Annotated in this window: 21 protein-coding genes; 14 read left to right on the top strand and 7 right to left on the bottom strand. The window is 54.0% G+C overall.

The genetic code is table 11. The features are described 5' to 3' along the window. The first annotated feature begins 22 nt into the window (after window positions 1–22). The 3 genes from BJU60_RS02830 to BJU60_RS02820 all read left to right on the top strand — a co-directional run bounded on the left by BJU60_RS02830 (window position 23) and on the right by BJU60_RS02820 (window position 2492). Window positions 23–598 (top strand): deoxycytidylate deaminase, encoded by a 576-nt coding sequence (locus BJU60_RS02830; RefSeq protein ID WP_070327394.1) that lies wholly within the window; start codon window positions 23–25, stop codon window positions 596–598. A gap of 199 nt (window positions 599–797) precedes the next feature. Further along, a complete protein-coding gene (locus tag BJU60_RS02825) occupies window positions 798–1154 on the top strand; it encodes a hypothetical protein (RefSeq protein WP_070327393.1) in 357 nt (118 codons plus the stop codon). A gap of 246 nt (window positions 1155–1400) precedes the next feature. After that, window positions 1401–2492, top strand: a complete 1092-nt coding sequence (locus tag BJU60_RS02820; RefSeq protein ID WP_070327392.1) for an RNA-guided endonuclease TnpB family protein — start codon at window positions 1401–1403, stop codon at window positions 2490–2492. A gap of 246 nt (window positions 2493–2738) precedes the next feature. On the opposite strand, the gene hisJ is transcribed toward BJU60_RS02820, so the two are convergent. Then, window positions 2739–3554: a histidinol-phosphatase HisJ gene (gene hisJ / locus BJU60_RS02815; RefSeq protein WP_070327391.1), complete on the bottom strand. Its 816-nt coding sequence runs from the start codon at window positions 3552–3554 to the stop codon at window positions 2739–2741. Between the two features lie 109 nt (window positions 3555–3663). Between hisJ and BJU60_RS02810 the strand changes: the two genes are divergently transcribed. From BJU60_RS02810 to hisE, 10 genes are read left to right on the top strand one after another with little or no spacing between them, the layout of a single operon-like run. Beyond that, the gene (locus BJU60_RS02810) at window positions 3664–4587 is read left to right on the top strand and encodes an ATP phosphoribosyltransferase regulatory subunit (RefSeq protein ID WP_070327390.1); all 924 of its coding nucleotides are present in this window, start codon (window positions 3664–3666) and stop codon (window positions 4585–4587) included. Then, window positions 4584–5192, top strand: coding sequence for an ATP phosphoribosyltransferase (hisG, locus tag BJU60_RS02805; protein ID WP_070327389.1), 609 nt, complete (start codon window positions 4584–4586; stop codon window positions 5190–5192). Before BJU60_RS02810 ends, hisG begins: the two co-directional genes overlap by 4 nt. Next, complete coding sequence (gene hisD / locus BJU60_RS02800; RefSeq protein ID WP_070327388.1) at window positions 5189–6406, top strand: histidinol dehydrogenase; 1218 nt, start codon at window positions 5189–5191, stop codon at window positions 6404–6406. Before hisG ends, hisD begins: the two co-directional genes overlap by 4 nt. After that, a complete protein-coding gene (locus tag BJU60_RS02795) occupies window positions 6403–7419 on the top strand; it encodes a pyridoxal phosphate-dependent aminotransferase (protein ID WP_070327387.1) in 1017 nt (338 codons plus the stop codon). Before hisD ends, BJU60_RS02795 begins: the two co-directional genes overlap by 4 nt. Next, on the top strand, window positions 7406–7993 hold the full coding sequence (gene hisB, locus BJU60_RS02790; protein ID WP_070327386.1) for an imidazoleglycerol-phosphate dehydratase HisB: 588 nt from the start codon (window positions 7406–7408) through the stop codon (window positions 7991–7993). Before BJU60_RS02795 ends, hisB begins: the two co-directional genes overlap by 14 nt. Continuing rightward, complete coding sequence (gene hisH / locus BJU60_RS02785; RefSeq protein ID WP_070327385.1) at window positions 7990–8577, top strand: imidazole glycerol phosphate synthase subunit HisH; 588 nt, start codon at window positions 7990–7992, stop codon at window positions 8575–8577. Before hisB ends, hisH begins: the two co-directional genes overlap by 4 nt. Next, the gene (locus BJU60_RS02780) at window positions 8555–9274 is read left to right on the top strand and encodes a HisA/HisF-related TIM barrel protein (protein WP_070327384.1); all 720 of its coding nucleotides are present in this window, start codon (window positions 8555–8557) and stop codon (window positions 9272–9274) included. Before hisH ends, BJU60_RS02780 begins: the two co-directional genes overlap by 23 nt. After that, a complete protein-coding gene (gene hisF / locus BJU60_RS02775) occupies window positions 9261–10028 on the top strand; it encodes an imidazole glycerol phosphate synthase subunit HisF (RefSeq protein ID WP_070327383.1) in 768 nt (255 codons plus the stop codon). Before BJU60_RS02780 ends, hisF begins: the two co-directional genes overlap by 14 nt. After that, window positions 9977–10309, top strand: coding sequence for a phosphoribosyl-AMP cyclohydrolase (hisI, locus tag BJU60_RS02770; protein WP_035386293.1), 333 nt, complete (start codon window positions 9977–9979; stop codon window positions 10307–10309). Before hisF ends, hisI begins: the two co-directional genes overlap by 52 nt. Continuing rightward, window positions 10306–10614 (top strand): phosphoribosyl-ATP diphosphatase, encoded by a 309-nt coding sequence (gene hisE / locus BJU60_RS02765; protein ID WP_070327382.1) that lies wholly within the window; start codon window positions 10306–10308, stop codon window positions 10612–10614. Before hisI ends, hisE begins: the two co-directional genes overlap by 4 nt. Before the next feature lie 41 nt (window positions 10615–10655). On the opposite strand, the gene BJU60_RS02760 is transcribed toward hisE, so the two are convergent. Beyond that, complete coding sequence (locus tag BJU60_RS02760; RefSeq protein ID WP_070327381.1) at window positions 10656–11579, bottom strand: DUF7916 family protein; 924 nt, start codon at window positions 11577–11579, stop codon at window positions 10656–10658. 88 nt (window positions 11580–11667) lie between these two features. Between BJU60_RS02760 and BJU60_RS02755 the strand changes: the two genes are divergently transcribed. After that, on the top strand, window positions 11668–12222 hold the full coding sequence (locus BJU60_RS02755) for a maltose acetyltransferase domain-containing protein (protein WP_016509483.1): 555 nt from the start codon (window positions 11668–11670) through the stop codon (window positions 12220–12222). A 43-nt stretch (window positions 12223–12265) separates the two neighbouring features. Here the strand turns inward: BJU60_RS02755 and BJU60_RS02750 are convergent, their stop codons facing one another. The 5 genes from BJU60_RS02750 to BJU60_RS02730 all read right to left on the bottom strand — a co-directional run bounded on the left by BJU60_RS02750 (window position 12266) and on the right by BJU60_RS02730 (window position 16851). Then, window positions 12266–13624 carry a glycosyltransferase family 2 protein gene (locus tag BJU60_RS02750; RefSeq protein WP_070327380.1) on the bottom strand — a complete coding sequence of 453 codons (1359 nt, stop codon included), beginning with the start codon at window positions 13622–13624 and terminating at the stop codon, window positions 12266–12268. Between the two features lie 191 nt (window positions 13625–13815). Then, window positions 13816–14826: a pyridoxal phosphate-dependent aminotransferase gene (locus BJU60_RS02745; RefSeq protein WP_070327379.1), complete on the bottom strand. Its 1011-nt coding sequence runs from the start codon at window positions 14824–14826 to the stop codon at window positions 13816–13818. After that, on the bottom strand, window positions 14823–15581 hold the full coding sequence (locus tag BJU60_RS02740) for a transporter substrate-binding domain-containing protein (protein WP_070327378.1): 759 nt from the start codon (window positions 15579–15581) through the stop codon (window positions 14823–14825). The genes BJU60_RS02745 and BJU60_RS02740 overlap by 4 nt, the downstream gene beginning before the upstream one ends. Window positions 15582–15703: 122 nt before the next feature. Continuing rightward, on the bottom strand, window positions 15704–16219 hold the full coding sequence (locus BJU60_RS02735; protein WP_254281627.1) for an AAA family ATPase: 516 nt from the start codon (window positions 16217–16219) through the stop codon (window positions 15704–15706). A gap of 125 nt (window positions 16220–16344) precedes the next feature. Next, on the bottom strand, window positions 16345–16851 hold the full coding sequence (locus BJU60_RS02730; RefSeq protein WP_070327376.1) for a hypothetical protein: 507 nt from the start codon (window positions 16849–16851) through the stop codon (window positions 16345–16347). Window positions 16852–16959: the final 108 nt, after the last annotated feature.

The raw sequence follows: 16959 nt of genomic DNA, 5'->3' as shown, positions 1-16959 counted from the left end.
TTTTTCCATGAGGAGGATCAGGATGGAGAAACAACGATTGTGGGACGAGACGTGGTTGCAGTTCGCCGATATGATGGCGGAACGGCACTCGAAATGTGCCTCGAAGAGTGTCGCCTGTGTCATCGTCAAAGATGAGAAACCGATTTCGATCGGATTGAATGGGACACCGCCGGGACATACGAACTGTAATGAAATCTTTCTAAAACGGGAAGACGGGTTTTACCAACGAGCCGAATATGTGACGGATGATACGGTCGACTTGACCGAGCCGTCTGTGCGCATCATCGAGCAAGGTGTGACATTTGTTAAATGTAGCGACCCGTTCGAACATCACAATTGGTCAAAACAACATGAGATCCATGCCGAGATCAATGCGATCGGGAAATTGGCCGCTGATTCGACGAACGCGTTCGGTGCTACGGCTTATGTGACCCATTCACCATGCCATTCTTGCTCGCTCGCGCTCATCGCGGCGCGCGTGGCCCGAGTCGTGTACGCTGTCGGTTATGAGCACGGGGATGGCCTTGATTTGATGCGGGAAAGCGGGATTGACGTCTTACATATGCCGCTTGAAAAAAGTTTCAAAAACACATTGTAAACGTTTACATTCGATGTTATATTATTAATGTACTGCCAATGGTGTTTTACTCTTCCATTATTCGCCCTTCCTCGGAAGGGCCTTTTTTTATCAAATCATGAAGTGAGACAAAGTTTACACATAATGTTCAATATTTCACAAACTATTCCGCCGAATCTTTTTTATAATAAGAGTAGATAAACGAGAGGGGATATGTCACATGGAAAAACTAGTTCGTTTCACAGATGGTGCCTATGATGTGGAAGCGTTGATCACACTTGAAGAGGTATGGGAAGATAAATTTGCAATTGGCACGCACAAAGAGCTGGCTGTAAAATCACTTAAAATTAATGGGAATGACGTCTCCGAGATGAAGCATGTTCGGGCGTTGCTCCGTTACTACCCGACGCTAGGTGTTTCAGGAATTCTACTCGCACTTGACGGTGCGGCTGCTGAAATCGTCGCCTTGTCAGGTGATACCGATCCAGCCCTGCGCTTCGTCGAGCTCGTCGCCCTTCAAATGGATGAAGCCGCGACGAAACAGTTAAAAGACATGTATGCCGAAATCGCAGTTTAAACGTTAGGATGACTTTCGGGTCATCCTTTTTAACATAATTAAGCGAGAATTCTCCCACCTCTAAGCGTCTGGGGCGAAGCCCAGCGTAGGTGGGAGATGGATCGCCCATACATAAACCTCTTGACCACCCCTGTGACAGATATAACGAACAGAAGTTCGTGATTTCGTCAGATTTCTCCGCCCCCGCCGCGGGTATCGGATGAGGAAGACGTTCATCACGATCATCGGCCGGGAGGAGGCGCAGACATGCTGAAGGGCTATAAATACAGGCTCCACCCGACGGCGGCACAGGCCGAGTTCCTCGTCAGGACGATCGGCTGCGCCCGCTTCGTCTACAACAAGCTGCTCGAGGACCGCATCGCTATCCACGAGGAGACGAAGGCGAGCGGCGGGTCGAAGCGGAAGCCGCCGACACCGGCCTCCTACAAGCCCCTGTTCCCGTTCCTGTGTGAGGCGGACAGCCTCGCGCTCGCCAACGCAAAGCTGCACCTCGACACGGCGTTCGCGAAGTTCTTCGCCGGGACGGCCGGCTTCCCGGTGTTCAAGTCGAGACGGAAATCGCGCGCCTCCTACACGACGAACAACCAGCACGGCACGATCCGCATCGAGGGAAACCGGGTCCGGCTGCCGAAGGTCGGGTTCATCCGCTTCACACAGCACCGAATCTTCGACGGCGAGATCCGCTCGGCGACCGTGTCGATGACGAAAGCGGGCAAGTTCTTCGTGTCGCTCCTCGTCGAACAGGACGACGAGCCCTGGGTCCCGGCCGAGCACAAGATCGGGATCGATCTCGGCCTCGGGCACTTCGCCGTCATGACGAACGATGCGATGGTGACGGAGACAATTCCGAACCCGCGCAACCTACGCGAGGCCGAGGAACGGCTGAGACGGGCGCAGCGCGCGCTCTCCCGCAAGAAGCCCGGCAGTCGGAACCGCGAGAAGGCGCGGCTCCTGTTGGGCAAAAAGCATGAAAAGGTACGGAACCGCCGACATGACTTCCTCCACAAGCTGTCACGACGCATCGTCGACGAGAACCAAGTCGTCGTCGTCGAGACGCTGAAACCGAGGGAGATGATGCAGGACCGCCGCCTGGCAAAGTCGATCGGGGACGCCGGATGGGGCGAGTTCGTCCGCCAGCTCGCCTACAAATGCAGGTTCCACGGCCGCACACTGATCCAGGCCGACCCGTGGTTCGCCTCGACCCAAGTTTGTTCGGCCTGTGGCGGGAACGGCGGCAAGAAGGGCCTGCACGTCCGCGAGTGGACATGCGGCGCTTGCGGGGCGCACCATGACCGTGACGTCAACGCGAGCCTCAACCTGTTGCGTCTCGCCGACTGAAACACTTCAGGGCAGGGACTGCCCGACGAGCTTGGTCCACAACCGTGGCTGGTCAAAGCACGGTCTTCCCAAGAAGCTCCCACTTCAAGTTGCGAAGCAAATAAGTGGTGAGTAGTTCACTTTTGTCTTGTAACTCGTGACGAGTGTGGTAATATAGATAGTAGATGAAGAAATGGAACGCCATATCGTTGTCGACAAACCAAACATGGGGATCTAGATAGCTAGATCGCTGTTAAGGAGCCACGTTCATAGGAACGTGGCTTTTTTTTGCATATTTTTAAAGTCGGCACCGACATCTGCCGCGATATGGGCGTCCGAACCGAGTACGAGTGGGATGCCGAGCCGGGTCGCTTCAGCGGCGACGGCCATGGCGTATGGCTGTCCGCAGGCGGCTTTACGGAGACCGGCGGTGTTGAAGTCTAGTCCGAACCCGCGTGAGGCGATTGTACGCAACAGTCGTGACTCGGCGTCTTTGACGTTCGCACGGTCCCATGAGTAGTTCGTCTGATATTTAATCGGTAAATCGATATGCCCGATGCGCGCGACGTTCAGTCGCTCCCACGGGAACTGTAACCCGGTCTCGAGCGCTTCGTAATACCGGTGTAGCACTTCTTCGAACGACCCGATCCGGCTGACGAGCGCATCAAACGTCTCCGGTGAGAAGTCGACGGGCAGGAGCTCGCCTTCGACTTGTAGAAAGTGTTGAGACAAGATCGTCTCGTCGAGGTATGAGCGATAGGGCTCGAGCAAGGCGAGCGTCTCATCGACATATCCTGGCAAATAATCGATCTCGAGACCAATCCGGATCTCGAGTCTTTCGGCGTAATCTCGTTTCAACTGCCCGACCTCTTCTATATAACGGGGCAATAAGTCGAGCGCCATCGCCGAGTCTTGATCTGGCGTCGGATCAATGAAACGTGCCGGCAACGGGGCGTGCTCGGTGAACGTCAGCGTCCGAACGCCTTGAGCAAGTGCTTGTTCGACGTACGCGTTGAGTGAATCGGTCGATCCGTGCGGACAAAATGGGGTATGGACGTGGCCATCATGGGTATAATCAATCATCAAACATCGTTCCTTTCGAGTTCGCCGGTTGACAGCATTGGCTTGATTTGATAAATTTAACACACTACTTTAGTTTGGTAAAGTGATAATAAGGTAAAGGGTGATACTGATGATTTGGTTCAATAAAAAAGGATCCATCCCGGAAGGATGGCACGAGTTGCAAGGTGAGGACGTGCTGCGTCCGAAGCAATGGATAAAATCATTTTTAGAGCGGGCCGAGGGGGACGGCTATAGTGTGATCGAGCCGCCGCTCGTTGAATACTATTCCCATTATCAAGATCTCGCACTCTTCGATGAGTCGGCGTATTACCGCTTGTTCGGCAACGATGGGGAGTTGCTCGTCATGAGACCGGACTACACGCTCCAGATCGCAAGGAAGCTCGCCGACGGACATGAACCGATGCGCGTCGCTTATGCCGGTGCCGTCTATCGACGCACGCCGAAGCATTCGGGACAACCGCATGAACGTCAGCAACTCGGTCTTGAATGGATCGATGGGGATTCAAAAGATATGGAGTTGATCGAATCGTTCCTTAGTATGACGGAACGGGTCCTGCCGAAAGGAAGCTTACGCATCCAAGTCGGATCTGCTGCATTGATCGCGTTAGTGGCGAACGAGGCCGGTATCCCGGAACGGACGTTGCGTCAATACTTAGCACTCCGTAATTTGGAGTCACTTCGCGACCTCGCGGAATCGTATCAATACCCGTTGATCGCCAAGCTGCCGTTCTTGATCGGTGACTCGGCGCTAGCAGAGTTACGCGACCTCGCGGAACCGGGCTTAAAACCGGCGATCGACGAAGTGGAGCATGCGGTCGAACATCTACGTGCGATCGGATTGAACGTCTCGTACGACTTCGGACAGACCGGCGACTTTGATTATTATTCAGGTTTGACCGTGACCGGCAGTATCGACGGCAGACGCGTCCTCTCAGGTGGCCGTTACGACTCGTTATACGGGCATTTCGGACAGTCGCGACGTGCCTTCGGACTATCGCTCGACTTAGAACAGTTAGGTGAGGTGATCAAATGAAAGTCGCAATCGCGAAAGGGCGCATCGAAACAGCGGCCCGTGAGTATTTTGAACAAGTCGGTCTCACCGTTTGGCCGGAAAAGCGGGGCCGTGAGTTGACCGTCGAAGTAGACGGTCATGAATTCATCTTCGTCAAAGGCGATGACGTCTATAAATACGTCATGCATGGCGCAGCGGACGTCGGAGTCGTCGGCGGCGACATTTTACGCGAGAAGACACCAGGCGTCCTCGAAGTCGTCGATTTGCCATTCGGCCGTTGCCGCATGGCGGTATGTGGTCCGAGAGAACGGAGAAACGGTACGAAGAAGCTGAAAGTTGCCAGCAAGTATCCGAATATCGCCATCTCGCACTTTGCCTCGAAACGTCAAAACGTCGAAGTGATCGCTTTGAACGGTTCGGTCGAACTCGCGCCGTTGACCGGTCTCGCCGACTGCATCGTCGATATCGTCGAGACGGGGGCGACGCTTCGCGCGAACGATTTAGAAGAATATGAGACGATTTTCACGGTTAACGCGAAATTCATCACGAGCGAGACAGCGCTCGCGAACGACCCGGACGAATTGAAAGCGTGGATTCGCCGGTTAAGCAAGGAGGCAGACAGATGAACGGACAAACGAATCGCACGCGCCGAGAACAGTGGGCAGAAGCCGTCAAACCGATTTTAGAATCGGTTGAGGCGAGAGGTGACGCGGCGCTCCTCGAATGGACGACGCAATTTGACGGGGTCGATGTGATTGAAACGGTCGACCTTGAGACGTTTGAACCGCCGGAGGCGTATCGGGAATTGACCGAGGCGCTAACGCTCGCGGCCGAACGGATCCGTACGTTTCATGCGCGGCAACAGCGTCAAGACGACGTCTTCGAAGATGAGATGTTCCGGCTCGGTCGTCGGTTCATGCCGCTCGATTCGGTCGGTGTCTATGTGCCTGGCGGGACGGCGGTCTACCCGTCGAGTGTGTTGATGAACATCATCCCAGCGAAAGTGGCCGGAGTGAAGCGGGTCGTCATGGTGACGCCACCGAAACAAGGCGGGATCGACTTATCGCTGTTGATTGCCGCGAAGATTGCCGGTGCCGACGAATGTTATCTCGTCGGTGGCGCCCAAGCCGTCGCCGCACTCGCGTTCGGCACCGAGACGATTTCGGCCGTCGATAAGATCGTCGGGCCGGGCAACGCTTATGTGGCGACCGCGAAGTCACTCGTCTCGCATTTCGTCGGGATCGATTCCGTCGCCGGTCCGTCCGAAGTGTTGATCATCGCCGACGAAACGGCCAATCCTAGATGGGTCGCAGCCGACCTGCTCGCGCAAGCCGAGCATGACGTCGAAGCGACAGCACTCGCCCTCGTGACGACAAGTGAACAGGCCGAAGCGATTCGGTCTGAGCTGGACAAGCAACTGCTCGATCTGCCACGTCGCGACATTGCAGTCGAAGCGCTCAAGCGCGGAGGCGTCCTCGTCAAAACGAAAGCAGAAGCAATTCGCTACGCGAACGATATGGCGGCCGAACACGTGCAACTTGCGGTGACAGATCCAGCCGATTATATGGCACAGATTCGCCACGGCGGCTCGTTCTTCCTCGGCCATGAGGCGGCCGAGGCGTTCGGTGACTATATTGCCGGACCGAACCACGTCTTGCCGACGAGCGGGACGGCCCGCTTCTCGAGCGGACTGTCGGTCGATGATTTTTACCGCAGACAGACGTTTCTCGAGATGACAGCGATCGACGAAGCGGTCACACGCGCCGCGATCCGAATCGCGAGACAAGAACAGCTTGAAGGACACGCCCGAGCGATGGCGGTCCGATTGGAGGACGTATGAGACGTAACTATACAGCGATCCCGCGCTATGTCCCACATGCGGTGAGCGGATACGCGCTAAATCAAAACGAGAGTCAATTCGAGCTGCCGGAGCGCTTGCAACGAGCGATTCAGCTCGTGACGCTCCGCTCACTCAGCCGTTATCCGGTCGATGAGCTGACGGCCCTTAAAACTAGCTATGCGACTTATGCGGGTGTACAACCTGACCAATTGATGGTCGGGAGCGGCAGCGATGAGCTGCTCGCCATACTTTGTCAAGCCATTCTCGACACAGAAGACGTCGTCTTGGCACCGGCACCCGACTTTTCGATGTACGGCATTTACGCGCACATCGCCCGAGGCCAGTTCTTCCAACCTGAGGCAGACGGCCTCACGATCGATTCATTGCTTCGATTGATTGAAGCGAACGAACCGAAACTTGTGCTCGTGTCGAACCCGAACAATCCGACCGGGAAGATGTGGACGCTCGACCAATTAGAAATGATTGCGAAACAAGTCCCGTACCTCGTCGTCGACGAGGCGTATATCGACTTCACGATGAGTGATTCCTTCAAGTCGCGACTCGCGGATTACCCGAACGTCATCATTTTGCGGACGTTATCGAAAGCGTTCGGACTCGCGAACTTACGAATCGGCTTCATGATCGCCCATCCCGATTTGATCGAGAAGATCGACCGGTTCCGCTCGCCGTTCAACGTCAGTGGGTTGAGCGCGGCTGTTGCGACCGTCGTCCTTGACGACCCGGATTATATCGCTCAGTCCGTCGCCTTCCATAACGGGCAACGTCAAAAGCTCGAACAACTGCTCGCGCCAATCGGCAACGTCTTGCCGAGCCGGGCCAACTTCCTATACGTCGAGACGCCCAATAGTGAGATGTGGGCCGAGCGGTTCCTCGCTTACGGTGTCCACGTCCGTGCGTTTCCGACCGGACTGCGCGTCAGTGCGGGGACGGACGAGGCGTATCGATTCATCAAACAAATGTTAGAAGAGGTGACTTCTTTTGAGAACAGCTGAAATTAAACGTGAGACGAAAGAAACGAACATCGAGCTTCGCCTCGATTTAGACGGTACAGGTCAAAGTGACATTAAGACAGGCGTCGGCTTTTTCGACCATATGTTGACACTGTTCGCCTTCCATAGCCGCATCGACTTAACGGTGCAAGTCGAAGGGGACACGTGGGTCGATGCGCACCACACGGTCGAAGACGTCGGCATCGCCCTCGGGCAGATGATCTTAGAAGCGCTCGGGGACAAAGTCGGGATCCGTCGCTACGGGACGAGCTACTTGCCGATGGACGAGACGCTTGCCCGGGCCGTCATCGACGTCTCGGGACGCCCGTTCCTCGTCTACCGAGCCGAAATCAACAATCCGAAGCTCGGTGACTTCGACACGGAACTCGCGGAAGAGTTCTTCCGCGCCGTCGCGATGAACGCGCGGTTGACGCTCCATCTTGACGTGTTATACGGCTCGAACTCGCACCATATGATCGAAGGGCTGTTCAAAGCGTTCGGCCGCGCCCTTGCCGAAGCGATCGGGAAAGACGGACTCGACCGCCTCCCTTCGACGAAAGGACGGATCGAAGGATGAACGTCGCGGTGATTGACTACGGCATGGGAAACGTCTTCAACGTCGAACGGGCGCTACAAGCGATCGGTTGTTACGTCACGATCACGAACGATCCGGCTGAAATCGAAGCGGCCGACGCCATCCTCTTGCCTGGCGTCGGTGCGTTCCCGCAAGCGATGCAGTCGCTTGAGGACACGGGACTCATTCCGTTGCTCAAGCGAATGGCGACAGAGAAGCCGTTGCTTGGGATTTGTCTCGGGATGCAACTGTTATTCGAGTCGAGCACGGAAGGCATGCCGACGCCAGGACTCGGTTTGATTGAAGGACGGGTCGAACGGATGCGGGCCAAACGGTTGCCTCACGTCGGTTGGAACTCGATTTTACGCGACGAGGACGTCTATTTCGTCCACTCGTATCACGTCGTGACCGCTGACGACAATGTCGTCGCCTCAGCTGACTATATGGGAGAGCGCGTACCGGCCATCGTCCGATCAGGTCTCGTGACCGGGATGCAATTTCACCCGGAGAAGAGCGGCGCGTTCGGACTCAGCTTATTAAAAGAATGGAAGGAGGCGGTCGAACGTGAAACTGCTACCGGCAATTGACTTAATCGGCGGCAAGATTGTCCGCCTGACTGAAGGAGATTTCAACACGGAAGAGCAATACGGCGACCCGTATGAGAAGTTAAAAGAATGGACCGGGCGCGTCCCGATGCTCCACTTGATCGATTTAGAAGGAGCGAAAGCTGGTGAGCCGAAACATCTCGATGTCGTCCGTTTCGCCAAATCGTGCGGCTTTTTCGTCCAGACGGGCGGAGGGATTCGCTCCGAAGCAGCGCTTGATGCTGTCATGGCTACTGGTGTGGACCGTGTCCTGCTCGGTACGAAAGCGTTCACCGATCCTGATTTCCTGGACCGGGCACTCGCCAAGTACGGGAGTCGTGTCGCCGTCGCCCTTGACGCCTATGCCGGCATCGTCGCCATCAACGGCTGGCAAGACGCGACCGAACTAAAAGACATCGATGTGGCCATCGATCTCGCCAGCCGCGGGGTCGAGACGATTCTTTACACGGACATCGGTTCGGACGGGAAACTGAACGGACCGAACTTAGAGCGCATGAAGGCGCTACGGGAAGCTGTCTCGGTCACGCTCATCGCCTCGGGCGGTGTCACGACCGAAGCCGACGTCAAGGCACTGAGTGAGGCCGGAATTGATGAGGCGGTCGTCGGGAAAGCGCTCTTGTCTGGCAAAGTCAGTCTTGACGACTTGATCGAATGGGAGGCGCGACATGCTAAAGCGTAGAATCATCCCATGTTTAGACGTGAAAGACGGACGTGTCGTCAAAGGCATCGAGTTTGTCGAACTGCGTGACATCGGTGACCCTGTCGAGATTGCCAAGTACTATGACGCCTCAGGTGCGGATGAACTTGTCTTTCTAGACATTACGGCAAGCACGGAACGAAGACAGACGATGCTTGACGTCGTCAGTGCCGTCGCTCGAAAAGTGTTCATCCCGCTCACGGTCGGGGGCGGCATCCGTTCACTTGAAGACATCTCGTCCCTGCTCAAAGCAGGAGCCGACAAAGTGTCGCTCAACACGCTCGCCGTCGAGTCACCTGACTTGATCAAGCGAGCAGCCGAACGTTTCGGTTCCCAGTGTATCGTCGTCGCCATCGACGTCCGTTTCGAAGAAGGTGACTATTACGTATACACGTACGGCGGGAAACACCGGACCGAGCTGACGGCAGTCGATTGGGCCAAGCGCGTCGCTGAACTCGGGGCCGGGGAGCTGCTCGTCACGTCGATGAACCAAGACGGGAAACAGAGTGGCTATGATTTAAAAATTCTCGAATTGCTACGGGCAGCGGTCGATATCCCGATCATCGCCTCAGGCGGGGCCGGGAACGCTGAACACGTCGTCGAGGCACTTGAAACAGTCGACGCCGCCTTACTCGCTTCGATCTTGCACGACCGAAAAACGACAGTAGAAGAGGTGAAGCACGTATGCAGCGCGAACAACTTGCCGATGCGGTTCGTTACGACGCAAACGGACTAATCCCGGCGATTATCGTTTCGACGGAAGATAACGCCGTGCTCATGCTAGGTTATATGAACGATGAGGCGATTCAGAAGACGCTTGAGACGAATATCGTCACGTTCTGGTCACGTTCGAAAGGGCGGCTTTGGATGAAAGGTGAATCGAGCGGCAACACGCTCGACCTTGAGAGCATCCATGTCGATTGCGATCAAGACGCGCTGTTAGTCCGCGTCCATGCGAACGGACCGACGTGCCATACCGGAAATCGCAGTTGCTTTTTTACGGAGGTGAACACATGATCCACGAACTCGAAAAACTGATTCAAGAACGAAAGACAGAGCCGAAAGAAGGTTCTTATACGTCGTACTTGTTTGATGAAGGGTTAGACAAAATCGCGAAAAAGTTTGGGGAAGAGTCATTCGAGGTCGTCATTGCGGCATTGAACGATGAAGACTTGGTCGAAGAGACGGCTGATTTGTTGTACCACTTGCTCGTCTTGCTCGCAGCCAAAGGCGTCTCCTTACATGACGTCGAGACGTTGCTCGCCGAACGGCATGGGACGACGACACCGGCGAAACCGCGCCGCGACGTCACGGAATGGTGACAGACAAAGGGAAGGAAGCCGCGGCTTCCTTCCCTTTCTGGTTAACGATTGACGGAAGCAGCCATACGAATGTACGTATGACGGCGTCCACGGATGGCGATTGACAACGCCTGAATATTCTCAGGTGTGGCGATTCCGGACAGACCGGCGTCGCCGATATGGAAGATGTCGGTACCGCCGCGTTTTGATGATAAGGCGATGTCGCGGATCGTCCCTTCGTCGGCGCCTTCTTGCGACGTTCCGATGGCGGCCAAGACGAGCTTGTTCAGTGCTTGGATTTCTTGCGTCACGTGATAGAACTCGTCTTCACGGACACCTGGGACGGTTCCTGGCGCGGGAATCAAGATGATGTCGGCACCAGCTTCGGCAAAGCGGACGTACGCATCACGGTCGATCACGTTACCGACACCCGCTTGATGCATCTTCCCGGCAATGATGACGCCGGCAAATTCAGATCGGGCCGTGATGATCGCCTTTTCGATGGCCTCATTCGTGACACCGGTGTTCGGATTACCGGTCAAACAGACGAAGTCGATTCCGAGTTCGGAAGCGCGGGCGAACGCTTCCTGCGTCGCCAGTCGGCCTTGTTTCACGTCGAACATGTCCGAGGACTTCTCGCTGAAGTCGACAGGTTCGAGATTGACACCGACCGGCAGTCCGATCAGCCGTTTTAATTCCGTGATCGGATTGTCGGACATCGTCTCACCCGGGATGTCGCCGAATAGGGCGTGGCTTTCAAGCCCCTTTATGTACGGATGGAACACGTCAAGCATGTTGAGCAAGATCATGTCGGCACCGAAAGCCCGGGCGAGCTCGGCGTTCGTCACTTCAGGATAGAGCGGCTGCACGGTCGGAATGACTTCGGCGAGCACGGTCCGGCCTTCGGCTTTTCGGATCGACTCAATCAAATCGTTACGGTTGAACGTCAAGAAATCACTCGCTTTGCAATCAAGAATGCGTTTCATAGTCAATTACCTCCTCTGATTCGTCCATTTTCCTATTCCCTATTCTCGCCAATATTCCTCTATAATAAAATAGAATGGAGGCAAAAACATGACAGAAAAAGAAAAGATGATTCAAGGTGAACTTTATCTGGCCGGTGATTTGGAACTCGTCGCTGACCGGCGGCAGGCGAGACGTCTGACGGAGCGGTTCAATCAGTCTGGGATCGATGAGCTCGACGTCCGCAAGCAAGTACTCGGCGAACTGTTCGGTTCGACCGGGGCATCGTTCTACCTCGAACCGACGTTCAAGTGTGACTACGGATATAACATTCATCTCGGGGACCGTTTTTTTGCGAACTTTGACTGCGTGTTTTTAGATATCTGTCCGATTCGATTCGGAGATGATTGTATGCTTGCTCCAGGTGTCCATATCTATACAGCAACACATCCGCTCGACCCGACGGAACGGATCTCGGGCCTCGAGTATGGCAAACCGGTCACGGTCGGACATCGCGTCTGGATCGGTGGCGGGGCCATCATCAATCCGGGCGTGACGATTGGGGACGATGCGGTCATCGCCTCAGGTGCGGTCGTGACGAAAGACGTGCCGGCCCGTGCCGTCGTCGGAGGCAATCCGGCCCGAGTGATCAAGCTAATTCCATGAATCTTAAAATGACCTTTCCGAACTCGTTCGGAAAGGTCATTGTTCATTTCCAGACTCGTTTTACGTTGAGCGTTTCTTGGGCATAACCCCAAACGGAAATCGGGGACATGAACAATTGATAGCTCACAACAAAAAAGATGAATCCGAAGAAGTTTTTGCGGACCCGTAAGTTCAAGTTTTTGAAAACGTAATCGCGTTGGTAGAAGTAGAGCAGTCCATAGCTAAGGACGGTCAATGGCAGGACGAGGAGCGTCATCGGTCCAACGATCCAATAATGACCGAACAGAGCGAGAACGAGACCTGGGATCCAGAAGAACGTGAAGGCGATATCGAGATACGGCATGATCAAATTGACCCCGGTCAAGTACTTCGTATAAAGCTGGGGCTGACGCCACGGTTTCACTTCTTGCAATCCCTCGATCATCCCACGGGCCCAACGCGACCGTTGACGCGCAAAGTGGCGGAACGATTCAGGTGCGTCCGTGAACGCGACGGCGAGCGGTTCGAAATAGACGCGACGCTTCATTTCAAGGAGGCGCCACGTGAGAACGATGTCTTCTCCGATCGCGTCGGGCCACCCGCCGGCTAGCTTGACGGCGTCGGTCTCATACAAACTGAACGCACCTTGAGCGACGAGCGTCCCTTGATAAAGTCCTTGAAGCCGCTTGATCGACGCGATGCCGAGAAAATAATCCCACTCTTGAAGCCGTGTCCAAAACGAACTGCGGCTATTGCGAACGAGCATGCTGCCGGCGACGGCACAGACGTCTTTTGGACTCGACACGAGCCGTGCGACCAAATAGCGAATCGCGGACGGATGAATCAACGTATCGGCATCGAGCGTGATGATGTATGAAGTAGTCACTTTCGTTAAACCGTAATTGAGCGCTTGGAACTTGCCGGCTCTCGGTTCATGCAATAGCTCGATTTGTAAGTCGAAATCTTCTTGCGCCCGCATCACTTCAGATGATGTGGCATCGCTTGAGTTGTTATCAATGACGAAAACTTGGAGTGGGCCCGTGTAGTCTTGCAGTGCCACGTAACGAATCGTCTCGTAGATAGATGATTGTTCGTTGTAGGCGGCAATCATGACCGTCACGGCTTCGTCCGGATGTTCGTTTGTGAACGGCGGCTGCCGATCGAGGACGAGACTCGCGAGCAAGAACGCCATCAAATAGCCCGGAACGTAAGCGATACCGCCGATGATGAACAAGGCGAGAACCCAATTCGTCAGTGCAGCCAAATCGGTCAACCAAGGTAAAGAGATGTAGATAGAAAACAATAACCAGAGCCATGAAAAACCGTGTGCCAACCAAAAGCGAGTCAAAATCGTCCAATACCAACGATTTCCGATGCGATTGCGTCCCCATCTCGATTCGACCGGTTCATTTCGTGAAATCATATGATGTCCTCAATTCTGTTTCAATGGAAACGAGCTTGTCTAATATTGAAAATATATCGTTCAAGTTAGATATACAGACAGCAAATTGAATTTTGATGGGGAATGATTATAAAGTCAACAAATGATGCGTCGTGCATAAAAAATATTGACCCAAATTAAAAACAGGACCCGGGTCCTGTTTTTAGTTTTAGTTATGAAATTGTTTCGGATGCGTGCGCCCAAGCCATCAATGTTTGTCGAGCAAGGGCAAGTGCTTGCTCGTTCCCGAGCGTGACGCGAATCCCGTCCGGTTGCCGCGACGTATGGATGCCGTGCTCGGCTAAGTGGGACCAAACCGCTTCGGGTTGGTCGAGTGTGACGTATAAAAAATTCGCCTCAGCTGGCTGAACTTGACCGATCGTCCCGAGTAACTCTGACCACTTGACGCGCATGTCGTGATGCCAAGCGATCGACTCGTCCAAGTAGGTCGCATCAGCCAAAAAGACGTTGGCAATTTTCGCGCTCACACCGCTTATATTGAACGGGGGGACGAACTGCCGGAAATACTGAGCGAGTTCGGTCGTTGTGATCATAAACCCGAGACGGACGTTGGCTAAGCCGAACGCCTTTGATAGCGTCCGTAAGACGATCACGTTCGTCAGTTCATTCAAGTGCGTGACGATACTCGATGCAGGCGTGAAATCGATATACGCCTCATCGACGATCAAATAAGGGACGAGGCCTGCCAGTTCGGTCAACTCACCGACCGTCCACAACTTACCGGTCGGGTTGTTCGGGTTCGACAACAGCAACAGCTTCGGTGCATGTTGCTGAATCGCCAGGGCGAGCGCCTCATACGATAAATCGTCCGCCTGAACATGCCGACCGTGTGCGATCGTCGTGAAGATCGGGTAGAGCGCGAAGTCAGGACTCGGTGACAAGACGACGTCTTCTGGTGACAAGAGCGCCTGCGTGACGACGTGAATCATCTCATCACTGCCACAGCCGACGAGCAACTGGTTCGGTTCGACGCCAGCATAGGCCGCGTAGCGGGTGAACAGTTCATCGATCGGTTGGACCGGATACTCATGCAGGTCATGGAACGAGATTGTTGCCAGCTGTTCATGCAATCGCTTCGGCACCGGGAACTGGCTTTCGTTTTGATTCAACCGATGTCCTTCCGGATAAGTGACGGGATAGATCGGGAGGTCGACTTGCCTCATTCCGTCGGCTCCATCGAGAACCATTTTTTAGCGAGTTTATCGATCTCGCCTGAGTCGATCATCTTGTTCAGCTCATCGTTGAACTGATCACGCAAGTCGTCTTCCAATTTGAAAGCGGCCGCCGATCCTTTTTCGCCGTCTTCTTTAAGCGCGAACGTATAAAGACCTGCGTCTTGGTCTAAGTATTTTTGAGCGACCGTGTCTTCGATGACCATCGCGTCGATGCGGCCCGTGTTCAACTCTTGAACGATTTCTGGAATCTTATTCAATGAGACGAGTTCAGCGTCAGGTGCTTGGTCTTGAGCGATAGTCTCTTGAATTGAAGCGGTCTGGACGCCGATCTTCTTGCCGGCTAGCGCTTCGATCTCTTTTAGCGATTCATCTTTTGTCATGATCAAGTTCGTTGCCGATAAATAGATGTCCGAGAACGACGCATTTTCTTTCCGCTCTTCGGTCGGCGTCATGCCAGCCATGACAAAGTCGATCCGTCCGGCGTTCAAGGCTCCGAGCAAACTACCGAAGTCCATGTCCTCAATCTTTAACTCATAGCCGAGACGCTCTGTGACCGTTTCAGCGATCTCGATGTCGAAACCGACGATCTCATCCCCGTTCGCCGTATCAACGAACTCATATGGGAAGTAATCGGCACTCGTTCCCATGACGAGTGTCTTTTTTTCTTCTCCCGTTGTCTCTTGGCTGCACCCCGCTAATAATGCGCTTGCGACTAGTCCCCCTGTAACGATCCACTTTTTCATGTATGAATTCCTCCTTCAAGATATGAGACTAAGTGTAATTGTATAATTATTAATTGTAAAGTATAAAAATACAGAAAAGCTAAAAAAAATCATCCAGTCCGCTTTAAACTGGATGACAAGGATCATCCGTCAATCTGCTGCACGTAGCTGATGACGTCGGTCAAATAGGTCTCGATCGGGCGATTTGCATCGATTGTAAGCGTATGCATAAAGTCTGGTTTTTTACGATTTGCGACAGTTCGATGAAAATCGTCCGGGGAAACGGATTCGATTTGACTAATCTTGCGTTCGCGCTCGGAAAGGCGGCGATTGATTTCATCGACGTCGTCGACGACACACTCGACGTAGCGATAAGTGGCGCCATGGTTTTCGGCGAGTGCCAATCCGCGTTCAAGCATCACATCATACAGGCAAGGGCTGTCCAGAATGACGTTCCGGCCTAGTGACAAATTGAACGCAACAAGCGCCCAATCGATGTCACAGGCGACTTTTCCGGCCAGTGCCGGGTCAAGCTTATGATCCACCATTGATTCGAGCAAGGCTGTCTTCGTCACGTCATGGTCGACGATGACCGCATTGAGCTGAGGCGCGATGGCACGGGCCAGCGTCGATTTGCCTGAGCCCGGAAATCCGGACATTTGTAAAAAGAACATGGTCTCACCTTACTTTTCGTTTGATTTACCACGGCTGAAACCGGCGAATAACCTGCCACCGAACGGCAACATCGCCTCGTCAACGAAGCAGACGAGGTCGTCAATCTCATTCATTTGTTCATGTCTTCTTTTGCGGTGATGTTCCATTTTTTCAACGCTCCGTCTTCTTCGTAAATGACCCGGACTTCCATCTGACTCAGTACGAGCCGTTGCTCCGAGGCAAAAAGGACGAGCGGATAGCCGGTCGACAGCGGCTCGTCCGCCTCATAAATGGGACTGTGGGCCTGCATCGCGTAATAGCCGTCAGACCTGGTGTTAGCCGCACCGGCGTCAACTTGGATGACTGTCTCGAAACCTTGTAGCCGTAGTACGTAACTGTACGTCGTTCGGGCCCCACGTTCGAGCCGCCATTCCTCAATCACGGCCTCATGATCGTTTTGATTCGCTTCGAATAAAACTTCTTGCGCCGTGTATTCTCGTTCATATGGAATCATCTCTTGAATGTTGACGGCCGTCATCGTCGCGAGTTTTTGCGATTCTTCCGATGGCGGTGTGATGAGAATCCCGATAAAGATCAAGATAGGGATGAGCAAATAAATGATGACCCGACTTTGCATATGGCTTCACCTGTCCTTTATCGAGTTTTTTCGCCATAATTTGTCAGAACCCTGCCTGACACTTGAAAAATGTCACGAGCAGCACGTTCAATCGTCAAAAATAGGACG

It is taken from the genome of Exiguobacterium aurantiacum (genome assembly GCF_001766415.1).
Lineage (GTDB): Bacteria > Bacillota > Bacilli > Exiguobacteriales > Exiguobacteriaceae > Exiguobacterium > Exiguobacterium aurantiacum_A.
This window is presented reverse-complemented; position numbering and strand designations above follow the sequence as displayed.